19 protein-coding genes are annotated in these 18,326 nt (G+C 68.1%); 16 read left to right on the top strand and 3 right to left on the bottom strand.

Annotated elements, in window-relative coordinates; all coding sequences use genetic code 11:
* Position 1: 1 nt before the first annotated feature.
* Positions 2–2,071 carry a bifunctional 2',3'-cyclic-nucleotide 2'-phosphodiesterase/3'-nucleotidase gene (locus CFB50_RS16150; RefSeq protein WP_089446509.1) on the bottom strand — a complete coding sequence of 690 codons (2,070 nt, stop codon included), beginning with the start codon at positions 2,069–2,071 and terminating at the stop codon, positions 2–4.
* Positions 2,072–2,364: 293 nt separating this feature from the next.
* On the opposite strand from CFB50_RS16150, the gene CFB50_RS16145 reads away from it, so the two are divergent.
* The 10 genes from CFB50_RS16145 to CFB50_RS16100 all read left to right on the top strand — a co-directional run bounded on the left by CFB50_RS16145 (position 2,365) and on the right by CFB50_RS16100 (position 11,384).
* Positions 2,365–3,489 (top strand): MlaE family ABC transporter permease, encoded by a 1,125-nt coding sequence (locus CFB50_RS16145; RefSeq protein WP_089446508.1) that lies wholly within the window; start codon positions 2,365–2,367, stop codon positions 3,487–3,489.
* The gene (locus CFB50_RS16140; RefSeq protein WP_069248967.1) at positions 3,486–4,400 is read left to right on the top strand and encodes an ABC transporter ATP-binding protein; all 915 of its coding nucleotides are present in this window, start codon (positions 3,486–3,488) and stop codon (positions 4,398–4,400) included. Before CFB50_RS16145 ends, CFB50_RS16140 begins: the two co-directional genes overlap by 4 nt.
* 17 nt (positions 4,401–4,417) lie before the next feature.
* Positions 4,418–5,347 carry an MlaD family protein gene (locus CFB50_RS16135; RefSeq protein WP_089446507.1) on the top strand — a complete coding sequence of 310 codons (930 nt, stop codon included), beginning with the start codon at positions 4,418–4,420 and terminating at the stop codon, positions 5,345–5,347.
* Between the two features lie 23 nt (positions 5,348–5,370).
* Entirely contained in the window at positions 5,371–6,009 is a 639-nt protein-coding gene (locus CFB50_RS16130) for an ABC-type transport auxiliary lipoprotein family protein (RefSeq protein ID WP_412525235.1), read from the top strand.
* 19 nt (positions 6,010–6,028) lie between these two features.
* On the top strand, positions 6,029–7,180 hold the full coding sequence (locus CFB50_RS16125) for a VanZ family protein (RefSeq protein WP_089446506.1): 1,152 nt from the start codon (positions 6,029–6,031) through the stop codon (positions 7,178–7,180).
* Between the two features lie 144 nt (positions 7,181–7,324).
* On the top strand, positions 7,325–7,642 hold the full coding sequence (locus tag CFB50_RS16120) for a (2Fe-2S) ferredoxin domain-containing protein (RefSeq protein ID WP_011694422.1): 318 nt from the start codon (positions 7,325–7,327) through the stop codon (positions 7,640–7,642).
* Positions 7,643–7,655: 13 nt separating this feature from the next.
* The gene (locus CFB50_RS16115; protein WP_034198940.1) at positions 7,656–8,300 is read left to right on the top strand and encodes an alpha/beta hydrolase; all 645 of its coding nucleotides are present in this window, start codon (positions 7,656–7,658) and stop codon (positions 8,298–8,300) included.
* Positions 8,301–8,787: 487 nt separating this feature from the next.
* Positions 8,788–10,101, top strand: a complete 1,314-nt coding sequence (locus CFB50_RS16110; protein ID WP_069248964.1) for a D-alanyl-D-alanine carboxypeptidase family protein — start codon at positions 8,788–8,790, stop codon at positions 10,099–10,101.
* Between the two features lie 48 nt (positions 10,102–10,149).
* Positions 10,150–11,076, top strand: a complete 927-nt coding sequence (locus CFB50_RS16105; RefSeq protein WP_089446505.1) for a D-amino acid aminotransferase — start codon at positions 10,150–10,152, stop codon at positions 11,074–11,076.
* Entirely contained in the window at positions 11,076–11,384 is a 309-nt protein-coding gene (locus tag CFB50_RS16100) for an HP0495 family protein (protein ID WP_089446504.1), read from the top strand. The genes CFB50_RS16105 and CFB50_RS16100 overlap by 1 nt, the downstream gene beginning before the upstream one ends.
* Positions 11,385–11,405: 21 nt before the next feature.
* Here the strand turns inward: CFB50_RS16100 and CFB50_RS16095 are convergent, their stop codons facing one another.
* Complete coding sequence (locus CFB50_RS16095) at positions 11,406–12,395, bottom strand: transcriptional regulator GcvA (protein WP_089446503.1); 990 nt, start codon at positions 12,393–12,395, stop codon at positions 11,406–11,408.
* A 102-nt stretch (positions 12,396–12,497) separates the two neighbouring features.
* Between CFB50_RS16095 and CFB50_RS16090 the strand changes: the two genes are divergently transcribed.
* From CFB50_RS16090 to CFB50_RS16065, 6 genes are all read left to right on the top strand, one after another.
* Positions 12,498–12,824 carry a DUF2917 domain-containing protein gene (locus tag CFB50_RS16090; RefSeq protein ID WP_089446706.1) on the top strand — a complete coding sequence of 109 codons (327 nt, stop codon included), beginning with the start codon at positions 12,498–12,500 and terminating at the stop codon, positions 12,822–12,824.
* Between the two features lie 84 nt (positions 12,825–12,908).
* On the top strand, positions 12,909–13,667 hold the full coding sequence (gene lipB / locus CFB50_RS16085; protein ID WP_039346281.1) for a lipoyl(octanoyl) transferase LipB: 759 nt from the start codon (positions 12,909–12,911) through the stop codon (positions 13,665–13,667).
* On the top strand, positions 13,660–14,652 hold the full coding sequence (gene lipA, locus CFB50_RS16080; protein ID WP_039346279.1) for a lipoyl synthase: 993 nt from the start codon (positions 13,660–13,662) through the stop codon (positions 14,650–14,652). The genes lipB and lipA overlap by 8 nt, the downstream gene beginning before the upstream one ends.
* A gap of 253 nt (positions 14,653–14,905) precedes the next feature.
* The gene (gene tauA / locus CFB50_RS16075; RefSeq protein WP_089446502.1) at positions 14,906–15,922 is read left to right on the top strand and encodes a taurine ABC transporter substrate-binding protein; all 1,017 of its coding nucleotides are present in this window, start codon (positions 14,906–14,908) and stop codon (positions 15,920–15,922) included.
* Positions 15,923–15,950: 28 nt separating this feature from the next.
* Positions 15,951–16,748 carry a taurine ABC transporter ATP-binding protein gene (locus CFB50_RS16070; protein WP_089446501.1) on the top strand — a complete coding sequence of 266 codons (798 nt, stop codon included), beginning with the start codon at positions 15,951–15,953 and terminating at the stop codon, positions 16,746–16,748.
* A complete protein-coding gene (locus tag CFB50_RS16065) occupies positions 16,748–17,710 on the top strand; it encodes an ABC transporter permease subunit (RefSeq protein WP_089446500.1) in 963 nt (320 codons plus the stop codon). The genes CFB50_RS16070 and CFB50_RS16065 overlap by 1 nt, the downstream gene beginning before the upstream one ends.
* A 15-nt stretch (positions 17,711–17,725) precedes the next feature.
* Here the strand turns inward: CFB50_RS16065 and CFB50_RS16060 are convergent, their stop codons facing one another.
* On the bottom strand, positions 17,726–18,322 hold the full coding sequence (locus CFB50_RS16060; RefSeq protein WP_089446499.1) for a hypothetical protein: 597 nt from the start codon (positions 18,320–18,322) through the stop codon (positions 17,726–17,728).
* Positions 18,323–18,326 lie beyond the last annotated feature (4 nt).

Genomic DNA, 18,326 nt, shown 5'->3' with positions numbered 1-18,326 from the left:
CTCATTGCGTGAGGTCGATTTCGTAGGTGGCGAGGTTCTTGCCCGAGCCGTCGTCGGCCGCGACCTGCGTGATGCCGGTCAGGCCGGCCGCCGCCGCGTCGCCGAGGCGGTTCGGCGCGGACGCGAACTGCACGTGCGCGACCGAGCTCGCGAGCTTCGTGAAGCGCCAGCTGCGCTGCGCGCCGTCGGCCGCGCGCGTGATCGCGCCACGCTTCTTGATGAACGCGATCAGCACGTCGCGGTTCGCATCCGGCGACGCGAAGATCGTCTTGCTGCCATCGAGGCCCGGGAAGTTGCCGCCGCCGCTCGCGCGGTAGTTGTTGGTCGCGACGATGAACTGCGCGTTCGGGTCGATCGCCGCCCCCTTGTACGTCAGGTTCCTGATCCGGCTGCCGACCGGCTGCGTGACGTCGATTTCATACGCGAGATCGGCCGACGTGAACATGTCGAAGTTGTAGCCGGGGAACGTGCTGACGAGCGGCTGCACGGTCGCCTTGGTCGGGTCGATGCGGTTGAAGCGCTTCGCGGCCGTTTCGAGCCAGTTCTTCACGTCGGCGCCGCTCACCTTCACCGCGTACACGGTGTTCGGGTACAGGTACAGGTCGGCCGCGTTGTTGATCGCGAGCGCGCCCGGCGCGACGTCGGTGTAGTCGGTGCCGCCGCCGAAGCCGCTCTTGAACGGCGCGCTGACCGACAGCACCGGCAGCGACGCGTATTGCGGCAGGTTCGCCTGCACGTAGGTCTTCACGTAGTCGGCCTGCGCCTCGTTGACGATCTGGATCGCACCCGGGTCGCCGACATCGGCGAAGTACGAGTTCATCCGGTAGTCGGTCGAGCCGATCGGCGTCTTCACGTAGTCGATCGTCGCCTGGTGCTCGGCGGCGATCGCGGCGGACACGGACGGATCGGCCGCGACGTAGCTCTTGTCGGCGTTCTGGATCGGTCGCGCCTCGACGGTGGTCTGCGACTTGTCGACGCTCCACGTCTTGCCGTCGAACTTCAGGCCGAGCTTGATCACGCCGAGGTGCTTGCCCCAGTAGTTGGCCATCACGGTCGGCACGCCGTTGACGGTGCCCTTGACCTTGTCGACGCCCGGCAGGTTGAACTGCGACACGGTGCTGTTCGCGTCCGGGAACACCTGGTGCGAGTGGCCGATCAGCATTGCGTCGATGCCGGTCACCTTCGACAGCCACCAGCTGCCGTTCTCCATCGTCGGCGAATACGCGGAATTGTCGAGGCCGCCGTGCGAGATCGCGACGACGAGATCGGCGCCCTTCGCGCGCATCTCCGGAATGTACTTCTCGGCGGCTTCCTTCAGGCCTGTCGTGTAGACCTTGCCGTCGAGCCAGCGCTTGTCCCAGCTCATGATCGCGGGCGGCGTGAAGCCGATGATGCCGATCTTCACGGGCGCGCTGACCGTCTTGCCGTCCGGCGTCGTCGCGGTCACGGTGCGGGTCAGGATCGTGTACGGCGTGAACAGCGGCGCGTTGGTCTTCGCGCTGATCACGTTCGCGAGCACCTGCGGGAAGTTCGGGCCCGCGCACTTCTTCTGCTGGGCCGGCGCCGGCAGGCCGTCGACTTCGAACGTGTTGCCGGTCACCTGCGACAGGTACGGCAGCCCGTAGTTGAATTCGTGGTTGCCGATCCCGCCGCCGTCGAATTTCGCCGCGTTCATCACCTTGTAGATCGCGAGCGTCTGGTCGCAGCCGACCGGCTTCACGAGCGCCTGGTAATCCGACAGCGCGGTGCCCTGGATCGTGTCGCCGTTGTCGAGCAGCAGCGTGTTCGGATACTGCTTGCGCGCCTGCGCGATCAGCGTCGACACGCGCTCGAAGCCGAGCGAATTGTCGGCGGCGAGCTTGAAATAGTCGTACGACAGCACGTTGGTGTGCAGGTCGGTCGTCTCGAGCAGGGCGAGCGTGGCCGTCGTGCCGACGGGCGCCTGGGCCTCGGGCTGCGACGGCGGCGTGGCGGTGACGTCGTCGCCGCCGCAGGCGGCGAGGATGAAGGCGAGGCTGGCGAGCGCGGCGATGGCCGGCACGCGACGGCGGGAAAGCAGGGGGAGACGCATCGGTTGTCCTGTTCGGTGTTCTGTTTTATGGAATGCGAGGGTCGCAACGCATGGCGGCGCGGGGCGCCGACGGCCTGATGTGCGGCGCGTGAGAGTATCGAAAGGAATCGTGACGGAAGAATGAAAGGTGACGAAGCCGGTAACGGGCAGGGGACGGCGGCTGCCACGCGCACCCGGGGCGGGCGTGTCCGGGCAGGCGCCCCCGGGCTGGGCGTCCCACGGAAATCCTCACGTCGCGTCATCGGGCGGTTCGCTACAATGACCGCTGTCACCTTTTTGCAAACAACCTGCCCTTGGACTTCGAGACTCCTCCCGGCCTGTCGGTCGACGCCGGCGGCCAGGGCCAGACGGTGCGCCTGTACGGCCAGTGGACCGCGCTCGCGCTTGCACGCAATCGCGGCGCGGTGGCGCGCCGTGTCGCGAGCATCGCGTCCGGGCGCGTGAGCGAATGGGATCTGTCGGGCATCGAGCGGCTCGACCACGTCGGCGGCCAGGCGCTGTGGCGCGTGTGGGGCCGCAAGCTGCCGGCCGGCGTCGCGCTGAGCGCCACGCAGCGCACGATCTTCGAGCGCATCGAGCGGCTCGACAGCGCGCGCGAGGCGCCCGAGCGCGTGGCGCGCTACGGCCCGATCACGCGCTTCGGCTTCATGCTGTTCGCGTTCGGCGAACACCTGCAGGGCGGTATCGCGATGTTCGGCCTCGTGATCCTCGATGCACTGTCGGTGCTGCGCCGTCCGAAGACGATGCCGTGGAAGGAAACCTCGGCGAACATCTACAGCGCCGGCGCGCAGGCGCTGCCGATCACGGCGCTCGTCGCGTTCCTGATCGGCATCGTGCTCAGCTACCTGTCCGCGCAGCAGCTGCAGATGTTCGGCGCGAACCGCTACATCGTGAACATCCTCGGGCTGTCGGTGATCCGCGAGCTCGGCCCGGTGCTGTCGGCGATTCTCGTCGCGGGCCGCTCGGGCTCGGCGATCACCGCGCAGATCGGCGTGATGCGCGTGACCGAGGAGCTCGACGCGATGCGCGTGATGGGCATCCCGCACGGGCTGCGGCTGATCCTGCCGCGCGTGCTCGCGCTCGGCATTGCGATGCCGCTGCTCGTGATGTGGACCAACATCATCGCGCTGACGGGCGGCGCGCTCGCCGCGAAGCTCGTACTTGGGATCGACGTCAACTATTTCGTGCGCTCGCTGCCGGGCGTCGTGCCGATCGCGAACCTGTACATCGGGGTCGGCAAGGGCGTCGTGTTCGGCATGCTGATCGCGCTGGTCGCCTGCCATTTCGGCTTCCGGATCAAGGCGAACTCGCAGAGCCTCGGCGAAGGCACGACCACGTCGGTCGTGACGTCGATCACGGTCGTGATCCTCGCCGATGCGGTGTTCGCGATCCTGTTCCAGAACGTGGGGCTCGGATGAACGCATCGAACGAAACGACCGCGCATGCCGCGGCCATCGGCGCCGGGTCGGTCGGCAACCGGCCGGGCGCGGCGGCCGATGACGGCGACTTCGTGATCGAGGTCCGCAACCTGACCAAGCGCTACGGGCGCAACATCATTCACCAGAAGCTCGACTTCGACGTGCGGCGCGGCGAGATCGTGTCGATCGTCGGCGGTTCGGGCTCCGGCAAGACCACGCTCGTGCGGCAGATCCTCGGCCTCGAGCGGCCGACGTCGGGCACGATCAAGGTATTCGGCGAGGACACGGCGACGATCGACGACGCGAGCGCGCGGATGATGCGCACGCGCTCCGGGATGCTGTTCCAGCAGGGCGCGCTGTTCTCGTCGATGACGGTGTTCGACAACGTCGCGCAGCCGCTGCGCGAGCTCGGCCGCGTGCCGCCGGACCTGCTGCACGACATCGTGATGCTGAAGCTCGAGATGGTCGGGCTGCCGTGCAAGCACGCGTCGAAGATGCCGGCCGCGCTGTCGGGCGGGATGGTCAAGCGGGTGGGCATCGCGCGCGCGATCGCGCTCGAGCCCGAGCTGCTGTTCCTCGACGAGCCGACGGCCGGCCTCGACCCGCAGGCGTCGGACGAATTCGTCGAGCTGATCGCGACGCTGCACCGCACGCTCGGGCTGACCGTCGTGATGGTGACGCACGACCTCGACACGATGGTCGCGCTGTCGACGCGCGTCGCGGTGCTGGCCGATCGCAAGGTGCTGGTCGCCGCGCCGGTCGAGGAGGCCGCGAACGTCGACCATCCGTTCATCCACGAATATTTCCTGGGGCTGCGCGGGCGCCGCGCATTGCAGGCGCTGCCGCCCGAGCGGCGCGCGAAGCTGCCGAAGGCGGCCCTCGAACCGGCGCTGTCGAGCGTCGAGCTGTAGAAGCAAGGAACCCGCGAATGGAAAACAAATCACATGCGTTCTGGGCCGGCCTGTTCACGATCGCGCTGACGCTCGCGATCGCGGGCACCGTGTTCTGGTTCAACGTCGACCGCACCGTGCGCGTGCCGTACGACCTGCTCGCGCGCGCCAACGTGACCGGGCTGTTCCCGGACGCGGCCGTGCGGTTTCGCGGCCTCGATGTCGGCAAGGTGCAGTCGATCGGCTTCGATCGCGCGCACCCGGGCCAGATCCGGATCCGGATCCTCGTCGACCACGACGCGCCGATCACGCAGTCGACCTACGGCAGCCTCGGCTTCCAGGGCGTGACGGGCATCGCGTTCGTGCAGCTCGAGGACACGGGCCGCGACCTGGCGCCGCTGCCGTCGTCGCCGAAGGCGATCGCGCAGATCCCGATGCGGCCGAGCCTGTTCGACCAGATCCAGGAGCGCGGCGACGTGCTGCTGCGGCAGCTCGAAATGGCCGCGAAGAGCGCGAATGCGCTGATGTCGCCCGAGATGCGCGAGCAGTTGCGTGCGACCGCCGAAAGCCTGCAGCACGCGGCCGATGGCGCCGCCACGCTGACGAAGCAGCTCGGCCCGGCGGTCACCGCGCTGCCGGAAACGATGCACGAGGTGAACCGCGCGATGGCGTCGGCGAACACGCTGCTGCAGCCGAACGGGCCGCTCGTGTCGAACCTGAACAAGGCCGGCACGGCGGCCGAGCAGATCAGCGTCGCGCTGAACGGTCTCAACACGCGCGTGCAGTACGACACGCTGCCGCGTTTCAACGCGCTCGCCGGCAGCGTCGGCGACGCGTCGCGGCAATTGAAGGACGTGGCCGGTGAACTTGGCCGCAATCCGCGCAGTCTGTTGTTCGGTTCGCCCGGCGCGGCGCCGGGGCCCGGCGAGCCGGGCTTCGTCTGGCCGGGTGCGACGGCCGGGCAGTGACACCCATCGAAACCGGAAACATCATGCAGGAACACGCCATGCCACGAATCCTTGACCGCGCGCTGCGTCCCGCCGCGGCCGCGCTTGCCGTGCTGACGCTGTCGCTCGCGGCCGGCTGCGCCGGCAACAGCGCGGTGCTGTCGAATGTCCGCTACGACCTCGGGCCGGCCACCTCGGTCGTGACCGCAGGCCCGGGCCCCGCGCTGAAGGTGCTCGACGTCGCCGCACCCGACGCGCTCGACTCCGACAAGTTCGCCTACCGCCTCGCGTACGTGGACGCGCAGCACGTGGCCGTCTATCGCGACAGCCGCTGGACCGCGCCGCCCGCGCAACTGCTCACGCAGCGGCTGCGCGGGGCGCTGTCGTCGCGCGGCACGGTGCTCGAAGGATCCGACGGCGTGCGCGCGCCGACGCTCAAGGTCGACCTGAACGAATTCGAACAGGTGTTCGACGGCCAGTCGCAGAGCCACGGCGCCGTCACCGCGCGCGCGACGCTGACGCTGGACGGCAAGGTGCTCGGCCAGCGCACGTTCGTTTCACGCGCGCCGTCCAGCACGCCGGACGCGGCGGGCGGTGCCCGCGCGCTCGCGACGGCGAGCGACCAGCTCGTGTCGCAGATCGCCGCGTGGGTCGGCATGCAGGCGTACGCGGGCACGCCGTGACGCGTGCCGCGCAGCCGCGATGAGCGCGACCGGTACCCCGCGTGCATCGCCGCTCGCGCGGCAGGCCTTTGCCGCTTACGCGGCACTCATCGTCTACGCATCGCTGTATCCGTTCGCGGGCTGGATGTCGCTCGGCATCGGGCCGTTCGACTACCTGTTCGCGCCGATGCAGCGCTACGTGACCGCATTCGACGTGGTCACGAACGTGCTCGGCTACATGCCGTTCGGCGCGCTCGCCGTGCTCGCGCTGCACCCGCGCTGGCGCGGCGTGGCCGCGACGCTGATCGCGGCCGGGCTCGGCGTGCTGCTGTCGGGCGCGATGGAGGCGCTGCAAACCTACCTGCCGACGCGCGTCGCGTCGAATCTCGATCTCGCGGCCAACGCGCTCGGCGCGCTGCTGGGCGCCGCGCTCGTCGCGCCGGCCACCGGTGCGCTGCTCGATCGCGGCGCGCTGCGCCGGCTGCGCTTCGCGTGGTTCGAGGACGACGGTGCGACGCCGCTGCTGCTCGCCGGGCTGTGGCCGTTCGCGATCCTGTTTCCGTCACCGTTCCTGTTCGGCATCGGCGACTGGCCGGCCGCGCTGTGGGAGCGCGCCGACGCGTCGATGCAGGACGCGCTGCTCGCGTGGTTGCCGGCCGCGTGGCGCGTGGGCGAATGGCCGGAGCGCGTCGACGGCTGGCTGTCCGACTCCGCGTGGGAGGCCGCGCTCGGCGGGCTGATGCTGTTCGCCGCGCTGACGATCGCGTCGCTCGCGATGCGGCCGCGCGCGCCGCGCATCCGGCTCCTGATCGCGCTCGTCGTCGCGACGCTCGTGCTGAAGGCGGCCGCGACGTTCATGCAGTCGGCCACCGGCCTCGTCGTCGTATGGGCGACGCCCGGCGCGCGGCTCGGGATCGAGCTCGGTTTCGCGGCCGCGCTCGTCGCGCTGCACGTGCCGGCGACCTGGCGCGCGACGCTTGCGGCGCTTGCGCTGCTGGCCGGCGTGGCGCTCGTGAACCTGCTGCCGGTCAATCCGTTCTTCGACTTCACGCTGTCGGGCTGGCGGCAGGGCCGCTACGTGCACTTCAACAGCCTCGCGCGCTGGCTCGCGTGGATCTGGCCCTACGCGGCGCTGATCTGGCTCGGCCAGCGCGTCGAGCACGCATGGCTGCCGGCCGCGTTGCGCCGGTGACGCGGGGGCATCGGCGCGGCCGGGGTGCCATCGCGGGCAGCGACACGTGCCGCTCGCTATAATCGTCCGCATCCTCCGTTGCCCCGCGCAGCGGCAACCGCTCCTCTTTCCGCACGGCCTCGCGCCGGGCCGCTCGTCACCATCATGGATTCCTACTACCAGCACCACGTCTTCTTCTGCCTGAACCAGCGCGAACCGGGCGCCGAACGCCCGAGCTGCGCGCAATGCGATGCACAGACCATGCAGGAATACGCGAAAAAGCGCGTGAAGGAACTCGGCCTCGCGGGGCCCGGCAAGGTTCGCATCAACAAGGCCGGCTGCCTCGACCGCTGCGAGGAAGGGCCCGTGATGGTCGTGTATCCGGAGGGCACGTGGTACACGTACGTCGACCAGGCCGACATCGACGAGATCGTCGAATCGCACCTGCGCGACGGCAAGGTCGTCGACCGCCTGAAGATCTGAGCGGGCCGGCCGAATGAACGTTCATACGCAGAAGTCGCTGATCGCGGGCCCGGTCGGGCAGATCGAAATCGCCGTCGACCTCCCCGACGCCGTGCGCGAAAGCGGCGCCGCGCCGCGCGGCATCGCGCTCGTCGCGCATCCGCATCCGCTGTTCGGCGGCACGATGGACAACAAGGTTGCGCAAACACTGGCGCGCACGCTCGTGCAGCTGAACTACGTCGTGTTCCGCTCGAACTTCCGCGGCGTCGGCGCGACCGAAGGCGTGCACGACAACGGCACCGGCGAAGCCGACGACCTGCTCGCGGTGCTCGCGCACATGCGCGCGCAGCCCGCGTATGCGGACCTGCCGCTCGTGCTCGCGGGCTTCTCGTTCGGCACCTTTGTGCTGTCGCACGTCGCGAAGCGGCTGCGCGATGCGGGCGAGACGATCGAACGGATGGTGTTCGTCGGCACGGCCGCGAGCCGCTGGCAGGTGGCCGACGTGCCCGAGAACACGCTCGTGATCCACGGCGAAACCGACGACACGGTGCCGATCGCTTCCGTGTACGACTGGGCGCGGCCGCAGGAACTGCCGGTCGTCGTGATCCCCGGCGCCGAGCATTTCCTGCATCGCAAGCTGCACGTGCTGAAGCGCATCATCGTCGACGCGTGGCGCTAGCCTCCGTGCGGGTGCCGGCATGACGCCGGCAGCCTGCGTCGCTTCCTGCACGTGACCTCCGGCCCTCGCCCGAGGCGCGCTTTCTCCCCCGCGACATCGCGCCGCACCGTGCGGCGCGACTCGATTTCCACCTCGCCTGCGCATGCCTTTCGCCCACCTTCGCGTGCGATGACGGGCAGCTTGCCGTCCCCCCGCGCCCGATGCGGATGTGCAACTGTCCGGCGCCAGGTTCGCGAAAACGCCCTGCGCGGCCACGTATAATGGCCGGATTCCGCGTCGCCCGCGGCCCGGCTGGGCCCATTGCGGCGCTCGTTTCGCCGCCTTCCGCCCGCTCGCGACGGCCGCGAACCGAACGCGTCCGTACGAGTCCAACCGGCGCGTTTCGCGCCGCCCGACGATGTCGGGCGAGTGCCCGAAACGCCCGCCGCCTTGCCGTTCAACCCTGCGCGTTTCGCACCGCACTTTCTGCCATCAGCCTGAATCGATCATGCGTCTGTCTCCCCAAGGCCTCAAGTCCCTCGCTTCCTCCATCGCCTTCGGCACCGCCGCGCGCAACGTCGCGCTCGGCGTGATGCTGCCCGTTGCGCTCGCATCGACGATCGTCGTCGCCGAGGCGAAGCCGGCCGCCAAGGCCAAGGCCGCGCATGCGGCGCCGGCCGCCACCGAGCAGTTCACCGGCGCGCCCGCGACCTACATGCCGGGCGCGGTGCCGCCGCCGGGCGTGAATGCGCGCTCGTGGGTGCTCGTCGATGCGACCAGCAACACGGTGCTCGCATCGGGCAATGCCGATGAACGCGTCGAGCCTGCGTCGCTGACGAAGCTGATGACGGCGTACCTCGTGTTCGAGGCGCTCGACAAGAAGAAGATCTCGATGGAGCAGATCGTCACGCCGAGCGAAGCCGTGCGCCGCGTCGGCCGCGACGAGTCGCGCATGTTCATCGAGGCGAACAAGCCGGTGTCGGTGCACGACCTCGTGTACGGGATGATCATCCAGTCGGGCAACGACGCCGCGATCGCGCTGGCCGAACTCGTCGGCGGCAGCGAAGGGCAGTTCGTCACGCTGATGAACGACGAGGCGCAGCGCCTCGGCATGAAGGGCACGCACTTCGCCGACGTGAACGGCATGCCCGACCCGAACCACTACACGACGGCCGGCGACCTCGCGAAGCTGTCCGCGCACCTGATCCGCGATTTTCCGCAGTACTACGGCATCTTCTCGGAGAAGGAATTCAAGTACAACAACATCCGCCAGGGCAACCGCAACCGCCTGCTGTGGCTCGACCCGACCGTCGACGGCCTGAAGACGGGCCATACGCAAGCGGCCGGCTACTGCCTGATCGCGTCGGCGAAGCGCGCGATTCCGGGCGTGGACGGCCAGCGCCGCCTGGTGTCGGTGATGATGGGCGAGCAGAAGGAAGGCGAGCGCACGCAGGACAGCATGAAGATGCTGAACTACGGCTACAGCGCGTTCGACTCGGTGCGCCTGTTCAAGGGCGGCCAGGCGATGTCGACGCCGCGCATCTACAAGGGCAAGGACAACACCGTGCAGGTCGGCGTGAAGGCCGACCAGTGGGCGACCGTGCCGCGCGGCCTCGGCGACAAGATCAAGACGGAAGTCGACGTCAACGCGCCGCTGATCGCGCCGCTCGCGGAAGGCCAGCAGGTCGGCACCGTGAAGATCGTTGCCGACGGCAAGACGCTGTCGGAATTCCCGGTCGTCGCGCTGCAGGCCGTGCCGGAAGCGGGTATCTTCGGGCGTATCTGGGACTCGATCCTGCTGATGTTCAGCAAGAAGAAGTAAGCACGACGGGCCTTTGTTTTTGCGACTTCATCCCCATCTGTCATAGCTATGAGCCAAGCCGAATTCGAACCGATCGTCTACCTCAGCGTCTCGTCGCAGGAGGAAATGGTGCCGCTGTCGGAAGCCCGTGTACCGGTGCTCGACCGCGGGTTCATCTTCGGCGACGGCGTGTATGAAGTCGTCCCCGTTTATGCGCACGACGGCGCGCACGTGCCGTTCCGGATCGAACAGCATCTGGCACGGCTCGAGCGCAGCCTGAAGAAGATCGGCATCGCGAACCCGCACGACGACGCGGGCTGGCGTGCACTGATCGAGCGCGTGGTCGCGGCGAATGCCGAAGGGCTCGGCGCGGCCAACGCGCTCGTCTACCTGCAGGTGACGCGCGGCGTCGCGAAGCGCGGCCACGCGTTCCCGGCGAACGCGGTGCCGACGGTGTTCGTGATGACGAGCCCGCTGCGCCTGCCGTCCGCCGAGGAGCGCGCGCAGGGTGTGCGCTGCGTGACGGCCGAGGATCGTCGCTGGCTGCATTGCGACATCAAGTCGATCTCGCTGCTCGGCAACGTGCTGATGGCGCAGCATGCGGCCGAACGCGATGCGTTCGAGACGCTGCAGCTGCGCGACGGCAAGCTGACGGAAGGCTCGTCGTCGAACGTGTGGATCGTGAAGAACGGCGAGCTGTTCGCGCCGCCGCGCAGCAACAAGATCCTCGAGGGGATCCGCTATGCGCTGATCGAGGAACTGGCGGATGAATGCAAGATCCCGTTCGTCGCACGCGAGATCAGCGAAGTGGAGTTGCGCGCAGCCGACGAAATCATGATCACGTCGGCCACGAAGGAAGTGCTACCCGTTACGTCGCTCGACGACCTGCCCGTGCAGGGCGGCAAGCCGGGCCCCGTGTTCGCGGCGTTGTACGACGCGTACCAGCGTGCGAAGGCACGCGAGTTTGAACAGTTTGACCTAACCCGGAGAAAATGATGAGCGAACCGACCAAAACCATCGAGGTCACCGGCGCGGTCGATGCCCGGAAGGAGTCGCTGCTGGAGTTTCCGTGCGATTTCCCGATCAAGATCATGGGCAAGGCGCACCCGGAGTTCAAGGACACGATCTTCAAGGTCGTGGCCGTCCACGACAACGAGATCGACGTCGAGAAGATCGAAGAGCGCGCATCGAGCGGCGGCAACTACACCGGCCTCACGATCACCGTGCGCGCGACGAGCCAGCAACAGCTGGACGACATCTATCGTGCACTGACCGGCCATCCGATGGTCAAGGTCGTGCTCTAACGGACGTTCCGGCGCCCGGGGTCAGCGCAATCGGCCGCTGATCCCTTTCCATCCTCCCTCCAGTGCGCACTCGGCGGGGCATTTCCCCGCCGCGCGCCGCGCGTCCAGTTCGTCGCACAGCCGCTTGTATTCGGCGACTTCCTGAAGCAGCCAGGTCCTGAACGCCTGCACGCGCGGCGTGTTCAGGAGCGGCGGCGGACACACGAAAAAATAGTGCCACGGGCTCGGCCCGTCGATGTCGAACAGGCGCACGATGCGCCCGTCGAGCAGGTCGTGCACCGCGAGCGAGCGGCGCACGAGCGCGATGCCCTGGCCGTCGATCGCGGCCAGCAGCAGGTTCGACGAATCCTGGTACAGAATCCCCCGTTTCGGCTCGGTCAGCGTCTTGAGCCCGGCCGCGTCGAACCACGGCCGCCACAGCTCGTCGTCCGAGCGCAGCAGGTTGTAGTGCACGAGATCGGCGGGCGTTTGCGGCAGCTTGCCGCCGTTCAGCGTCGGCGCACACGCCGGAAAGAACACCTCGTCGAACAGCGGCTCGACATGCAGCCCCGGATAGTTGCCTTGACCGAAGCGGATCGCGATGTCGACGTCGTCGCGTGCGAAATCGGTGAGCGAGTTGGTCGACTGCAGCTCGACGTCGATTTCCGGATGCCGCTCGATGAACGTGCCGATGCGCGGCGTGATGAAGCGCGCGGCGAACGACGACAGCATCGACACCACGAGCCGCCGGTCGCGGTCGCTCGCGCGCACGTCGCGGGTCGCATCGGCGATCACCATCAGCGCGGTGCGGATCTGCTGCGCGTAGCGCATGCCGGCGTCGGTCAGGCACAGCCGCTTGCCGTTGCGCGTGAACAGCTGCACGCCGAGCTCTTCCTCGAGCGCGCGGACCTGGTGGCTGACCGCGCCGTGCGTGACGAACAGCTCGTCGGCGGCGCGCGAGAAATTCTCGTGACGGGCGGCGGCTTCGAACGCGCGAATCGCGTTCAGCGCAGGTAGCTGGCGGAGGTCCATTTGCTAATTTTCCTCACATCGACGTGAAAATTGGTCGTTTTGTCAGACGCCTTGGAGTGACTACGATTGTAGCCATCGAAGCACTTTTTGGCGGAGTCGATCATGCAAGAAATTTCTTCAAGCATCACGTTCGAAATCCCCGCGGGCGAAACCGTGCCGATGAAGGTACAGCGCAGCACGCGGCTGATCGTTCAGAGCGGGCCGGTATGGGCGACGCGCAGCAACGACGTCAACGACTACTTCCTGGTCGACGGCGAAACGCTGAAGCTGCGCCGCGGCGAGCGGCTGTGGCTCAGCGCGGAAGGCCGGGAGGGCACGCGCGTGGCGTTCTCGGTGTCGCGGCCGCCCCGGGAAGTCGCGCTCGGCGGGCTGGCACGGCTGCGCGAACGCCTGATCGCGCTGCTTCACGATGGATGGCGCACCGTCTGACCATCATTTCCTCTGACGGATACCGGCGATCCGTCCCCCTCCCCAGGCCGGCGAGACCCACGGGTTTTCGGTAAACTACCGCCCATGTCCGTTTCGCCGGTTTCCATCGTGTCCACGCCTGTTGCCGTTTCCGCATCGCCCGCCGGGTCCCCGGATCAGCCGGCCCCGCCGGTCACCGTGCGGTGGCGGGGCGTCGAGACCTACGAGGCGAGCTTCGACGCGATGCGCGCGTTCACCGACACGCGCACGGCCGACACCGGCGACGAGATCTGGCTGGTCGAGCACCCGCCCGTCTACACGCTCGGCCAGGCCGGCGACCCGGCCCACCTGCTGGTGGCCGACAGCGGCGTGCCGCTCGTGAAGGTCGACCGCGGCGGGCAAATCACCTACCACGGCCCCGGCCAGATCGTCGCGTACCTGCTGCTGGACCTGCGCCGGCGCAAGCTGATGGTGCGCACGCTGGTGACGAAGATCGAGGAGGCCGTGATCGAAACCCTCGCGGCGTATAATCTCGCTTCGGTCCGCAAGGCGGGCGCGCCCGGGATCTACGTGGCGTCCGGCGTGCACGAGGGCGCGAAAATCGCGGCCCTTGGCCTGAAGATCCGCAACGGCTGCAGCTATCACGGGCTGAGCCTGAACGTGAAGATGGATCTGCGCCCGTTTCTTGCGATCAACCCGTGCGGCTATGCCGGACTGGAAACTGTCGACATGGCGAGCCTCGAGGTTGCCGCCGACTGGAACGACGTCGCCCACACGCTGGTGCGCCGTCTGATCGCCAACCTCGACGGCGCATCCGCGGCCGCCGACAAGCCGCAGGCACTGGAACAACATTCGAATGACTGACGTTACCGCTTCCCCCGCACCGGCCGATTCGGCCGCGACCCCTGCCTACGATCCGACCGCCAAGCAGAAGGCGCAGGCGAAGACGGCGCGCATCCCGATCAAGGTCATTCCGATCGAGAAGCTGAAGAAGCCCGAGTGGATCCGCGTGAAGGCGGCCACCGGCAGCTCGCGCTTCAACGAGATCAAGACGATCCTGCGCGAGCACAACCTGCATACGGTGTGCGAGGAAGCGAGCTGCCCGAACATCGGCGAATGCTTCGGCAAGGGCACCGCGACGTTCATGATCATGGGCGACAAGTGCACGCGCCGCTGCCCGTTCTGCGACGTCGGCCATGGCCGCCCCGATCCGTTGGATCCGGACGAGCCGAAGAACCTCGCGCGCACGATCGGCGCGCTGAAGCTCAAGTACGTGGTGATCACGAGCGTCGACCGCGACGACCTGCGTGACGGCGGCGCCGGCCACTTCGTCGAATGCATCCGCGAAGTGCGCGAGCAGTCGCCGGAAACGCGCATCGAGATCCTGACGCCGGACTTCCGCGGCCGTCTCGACCGCGCGATCTCGATCCTGAACGCCGCGCCGCCGGACGTGATGAACCACAACCTCGAAACGGTGCCGCGCCTGTACAAGGAAGCGCGCCCGGGTTCGGACTACGCGCACTCGCTGAAGCTCCTGAAGGACTTCAAGGCGCTGCATCCGGACGTCGCGACGAAGTCGGGCCTGATGGTCGGCCTCGGCGAAACCGAAGAGGAAATCCTGCAGGTGATGCGCGACCTGCGCGCGCACGACGTCGACATGCTGACGATCGGCCAGTACCTGCAGCCGTCCGAGCATCACCTGCCGGTGCGGGCGTACGTGCATCCGGATACGTTCAAGATGTACGAGGAAGAGGCGTACAAGATGGGCTTCACGCACGCGGCCGTCGGCGCGATGGTGCGGTCGAGCTATCACGCCGATCTGCAGGCGCACGGGGCCGGGGTGGTCTGAGCGTCCTTGTTTCGTCGTCTTCCGGCGAACCCGAAAAAAAGCCCGCAGCGATGCGGGCTTTTTCGTTGGCGCGGCGGCCATCCGCGCCGCCGCACGGCAATCGCCACCCAACCGGACACGCAATCCGGTCGAGCATGGAAAGCAAAGCTGAAACGGCATCGATAGCTTCGCAGGATAAGTTCGCTCCCGCCGCGCGCAAAGCTCGTAAAGTCGGCTCTCCCGCAGCAATGCCCGCATTCCGAAGGAGAGCCGCATGTCCCGTTTCAGCTTCATCCGCCGCGCCGTCGTCGCGCTGACCGCCTTTGCCGCGCTCGGCGCGGCGCACGCCGAATCGCGCGAAGTCGTGATTGCGTACCAGGACATGGTGGTGCCGTGGCGCTACGCGCAGGCGAGCGGTGAAGTCGAAAAGGCGACCGGCTACAAGGTCACGTTCCGCAAGCTCGACAGCGGCGCCGACGTGATCCGCGCGCTCGCGTCGGGCTCCGTGCAACTCGGCGAGGCCGGCTCGAGCCCGATCGCGGCGGGGCTGTCGCAGGGGCTCGACATCTCGCTGTTCTGGGTGCTCGACAACATCAACGACGCCGAGGCGCTCGTCGCGCGCAACGGTTCGGGCGTGACGAACGTCGCATCGCTGAAGGGCAAGAAGATCGGCGTGCCGTTCGTGTCGACGTCGCATTTCCACACGCTCGTCGCACTGCAGGCCGCGGGCGTGAATCCGAACGACGTGAAGATCGTCAACCTGCGTCCGCCCGAAGTCGCGGCGGCGTGGGCACGCGGCGACATCGACGCGACCTACATCTGGGATCCGGTGCTCGCGAAGGTCAAGCAGTCGGGCACCGTGCTGACGACGTCGGGGCAGGTCGCGAAAGAAAGCGGCAAGGCGACCTTCGACGGCTTCGTCGTGAGCCGCAAGTTCGCGCGCGAGAACCCCGAGTTCGTCACGCGCTTCGTGAAGGTGCTCGCGGCCGCCGATGCCGACTATCGCGCGCATGCCGCTGCGTGGAAGGTCGGCTCGCCGCAGGTCGCGGCGGTCGCGAAGGTATCGGGCGCGAACGCGCAGGACGTGCCGGCCAGCCTCGCGCTCTACGCATTCCCGACGGCGGCCGAGCAGGCGTCGCCGACGTGGCTCGGCGGCGGTGCGCAATCGGGCGCCGCGAAGTCGCTCGCGGCGACCGCCACTTTCCTCAAATCGCAAGGCACGATCCAGACGGTGCTCGCCGACTATTCGGCCGGCGTCGATCCGCAGTTCGTGCAGAAGGCCGCGCGCTGAGCGCGGCGATCATCGCGGAGTCCCGAGCATGAGCACGCTGGAAGTCCGTCAGGTATCGGTTGCCTATCCGGGCGAGCGCGGCAGGCCGACCACGCAGGCGCTCGCGCGCGTCGACCTGCGCATCGATGCCGGTGAATTCGTCGTCGCGCTCGGCGCGTCAGGCTGCGGGAAGACGACGCTCTTGAACTGCATGGCCGGCTTCGTCGCGCCGACCACTGGCGAGGTGCGCGTCGACGGCGTGCCGGTCACGGGCCCCGGCGCCGATCGCGGCGTCGTGTTCCAGAAGTACGCGCTGCTGCCGTGGCTCGACGTGCTCGACAACGTCGCGCTCGGGCTGCGCTTCGCGCGCGTGTCGAAGGCCGAACGCGCGGCGCGGGCGCGGGAGATGCTCGCGCTCGTCGGGCTCGATGGTCATGCGCATGCGCGCGTGTACGAGCTGTCGGGCGGGATGCAGCAGCGTGTCGGCATCGCGCGCGCGCTCGCGAGCGATCCGCGCGTGCTGCTGATGGACGAGCCGATGGGCGCGCTCGATGCGATGACGCGTGGCACGATGCAGGCGCTCGTGCTCGACGTGTGGGCGCGCACTGGCAAGACGGTGTTCTTCATTACGCACGATGTCGAGGAGGCGTTGTTCCTCGCGACGCGTCTCGTCGTGATGACGCCCGGCCCCGGCCGGATCGCGGAAACCTTCGAACTGCCGTTCGCGCGCCGCTATGTCGAATCGCGCGACGCGCGCGCAGTGAAGTCTTCACCGGATTTCATCGCGTGGCGTGAGCGGCTGATCGCGTACCTGCATCGCGACGAAGCGGCCGAGGTGGCCGCGTGATGCATGAACTCGTGCGACAGGGCGCGTCGGTCGGACGCGGTCGGATCAGCACTTTGCACAGGCAGGACAGCATGAGCACGCAGGATTCGTGGGCGGCCGACGGAACGGCCGCAGGCTTCGAGCAGGGCGATCGCACGCGGACTCGGGCGGCAGAACGTCGTGCGCCGTCGTCGCGCCGCTACCGGTTGCCGGGGGAGGGGAAGACGGCGGCCTTGAGCACGGCGACGGTCGCGGTGCTGGCCGTGCTGTGGTGGGTCGCCACGCATCGCCAGTGGCTGCCGCCGCTGTTCCTGCCCGCGCCGGAAGCTGTGTGGAGGGCGTTCGTCGATGCCTGGCATGGTCGCATTCAGGGTGGCTTGCCGTTGTCCGAGCACCTGCTGTGGAGTGCGGCGCGCGTGTTCGGCGCGTTCCTGCTCGCGACCGCGATTGGCGTGCCGGCGGGCATCCTGATGGGCGTGAGCCGCGTCGCGCGCGGCGTGCTCGACCCACTGCTGGAGTTCTACCGGCCGCTGCCGCCGCTCGCGTACCTGCCGCTCGTCGTGATCTGGTTCGGCATCGACGAAACGGCGAAGCTCGTCGTGATCTTCCTCGCATGCTTCGCGCCGATCGCGATGGCTGCGCGCGCCGGCGTGCGCGCGGCGACGGTGGAGCAGATCAACGCCGCGTATTCGCTCGGCGGCAGCTTCGCGCAGATCGTGCGCCACGTGGTGCTGCCGGCCGCGCTGCCGGAGATCCTCACGGGGCTGCGAATCGCGATCGGCTTCGGCTGGACGACGCTCGTCGCGGCCGAGATGGTCGCCGCGACGGCCGGGCTCGGGCAGATGGTGCTCAACGCGTCGAGCTTCCTGCGCACGGATATCGTCGTGATGGGGATCCTGATCATCGGCGCGATCGCGTGGCTGTTCGATCTCGCGATGCGGTGGGTCGAAAGGCGGATCGTGCCGTGGAAGGGGCGCGGTTGACGCAGCGCGCGGCGCTCAGATGTGCTGGTGCACGACCGCCAGCGGCTGGCCGTACGCGGCGGCGAATTCGGCGATGAACGCATCGCTCAGCAGCCAGTTCTGGAAATTGAAGCCGAGATTGCCGAAGGCCCACGGCGGGTCGTAGCGCCACTGCGTCACGGCCTGCCGATGTCCGCACGCGCCGCATACGAGCGGAGCCGCATCGTCACCCTTGAACCAGCCGGAAAATGCATCACCCCATGCGTCGCCGAGTGCGGTCTGCTCCGCGTTGCACGCCGGGCAGAAAATTTCGAGGCCGTTCCCCCCGGCATCGAAGATGCGGCGTTCCACGGCGATCTCCAGCCAGTTCGGGATTGACGGCGGCAAATTCGCGCGCGCGTCGCAGGCGTTCGCATGATGCGGGCCGGGTGGGTAACCGGTTCGGTCGATGGCCGTCAGATGGCTTTCCTTGAGCCCCCAGGTCTTGCCCCATTCGCGATACAGGTCACCGACGCGCGTCGCCGTGCCGACGATGCCTGCCGCCTGCAGCCACGCGATCATTCTCTGCGCTTGCGCAGGCGCTGCATCGAGTGAAACCGCTGGGTCGATCAGCCACGTGAAGTTGTCGCTCATCGCC

Source organism: Burkholderia sp. AU33423, from assembly GCF_002223135.1.
Classification (GTDB): domain Bacteria; phylum Pseudomonadota; class Gammaproteobacteria; order Burkholderiales; family Burkholderiaceae; genus Burkholderia; species Burkholderia lata_D.
Note: the sequence above shows the minus strand (reverse complement) of the source record. Positions and strands in the feature narration are given on the sequence as shown.

Bases quoted from the DNA above. Each gene is read 5' to 3' on its own strand.
- CFB50_RS16100 (WP_089446504.1), top strand. From the start codon at position 11,076: ATGAGCGAACCGACCAAAACCATCGAGGTCACCGGCGCGGTCGATGCC.
- CFB50_RS16135 (WP_089446507.1), top strand. From the start codon at position 4,418: ATGGAAAACAAATCACATGCGTTCTGGGCCGGCCTGTTCACGATCGCG.
- CFB50_RS16095 (WP_089446503.1), bottom strand. From the start codon at position 12,395: ATGGACCTCCGCCAGCTACCTGCGCTGAACGCGATTCGCGCGTTCGAA.
- lipA (WP_039346279.1), top strand. From the start codon at position 13,660: ATGACTGACGTTACCGCTTCCCCCGCACCGGCCGATTCGGCCGCGACC.
- CFB50_RS16140 (WP_069248967.1), top strand. From the start codon at position 3,486: ATGAACGCATCGAACGAAACGACCGCGCATGCCGCGGCCATCGGCGCC.
- CFB50_RS16130 (WP_412525235.1), top strand. From the start codon at position 5,371: ATGCAGGAACACGCCATGCCACGAATCCTTGACCGCGCGCTGCGTCCC.
- CFB50_RS16115 (WP_034198940.1), top strand. From the start codon at position 7,656: ATGAACGTTCATACGCAGAAGTCGCTGATCGCGGGCCCGGTCGGGCAG.
- CFB50_RS16105 (WP_089446505.1), top strand. From the start codon at position 10,150: ATGAGCCAAGCCGAATTCGAACCGATCGTCTACCTCAGCGTCTCGTCG.
- CFB50_RS16150 (WP_089446509.1), bottom strand. From the start codon at position 2,071: ATGCGTCTCCCCCTGCTTTCCCGCCGTCGCGTGCCGGCCATCGCCGCG.
- CFB50_RS16125 (WP_089446506.1), top strand. From the start codon at position 6,029: ATGAGCGCGACCGGTACCCCGCGTGCATCGCCGCTCGCGCGGCAGGCC.
- lipB (WP_039346281.1), top strand. From the start codon at position 12,909: ATGTCCGTTTCGCCGGTTTCCATCGTGTCCACGCCTGTTGCCGTTTCC.
- CFB50_RS16090 (WP_089446706.1), top strand. From the start codon at position 12,498: ATGCAAGAAATTTCTTCAAGCATCACGTTCGAAATCCCCGCGGGCGAA.
- CFB50_RS16060 (WP_089446499.1), bottom strand. From the start codon at position 18,322: ATGAGCGACAACTTCACGTGGCTGATCGACCCAGCGGTTTCACTCGAT.
- CFB50_RS16070 (WP_089446501.1), top strand. From the start codon at position 15,951: ATGAGCACGCTGGAAGTCCGTCAGGTATCGGTTGCCTATCCGGGCGAG.
- CFB50_RS16120 (WP_011694422.1), top strand. From the start codon at position 7,325: ATGGATTCCTACTACCAGCACCACGTCTTCTTCTGCCTGAACCAGCGC.
- tauA (WP_089446502.1), top strand. From the start codon at position 14,906: ATGTCCCGTTTCAGCTTCATCCGCCGCGCCGTCGTCGCGCTGACCGCC.
- CFB50_RS16110 (WP_069248964.1), top strand. From the start codon at position 8,788: ATGCGTCTGTCTCCCCAAGGCCTCAAGTCCCTCGCTTCCTCCATCGCC.
- CFB50_RS16065 (WP_089446500.1), top strand. From the start codon at position 16,748: ATGCATGAACTCGTGCGACAGGGCGCGTCGGTCGGACGCGGTCGGATC.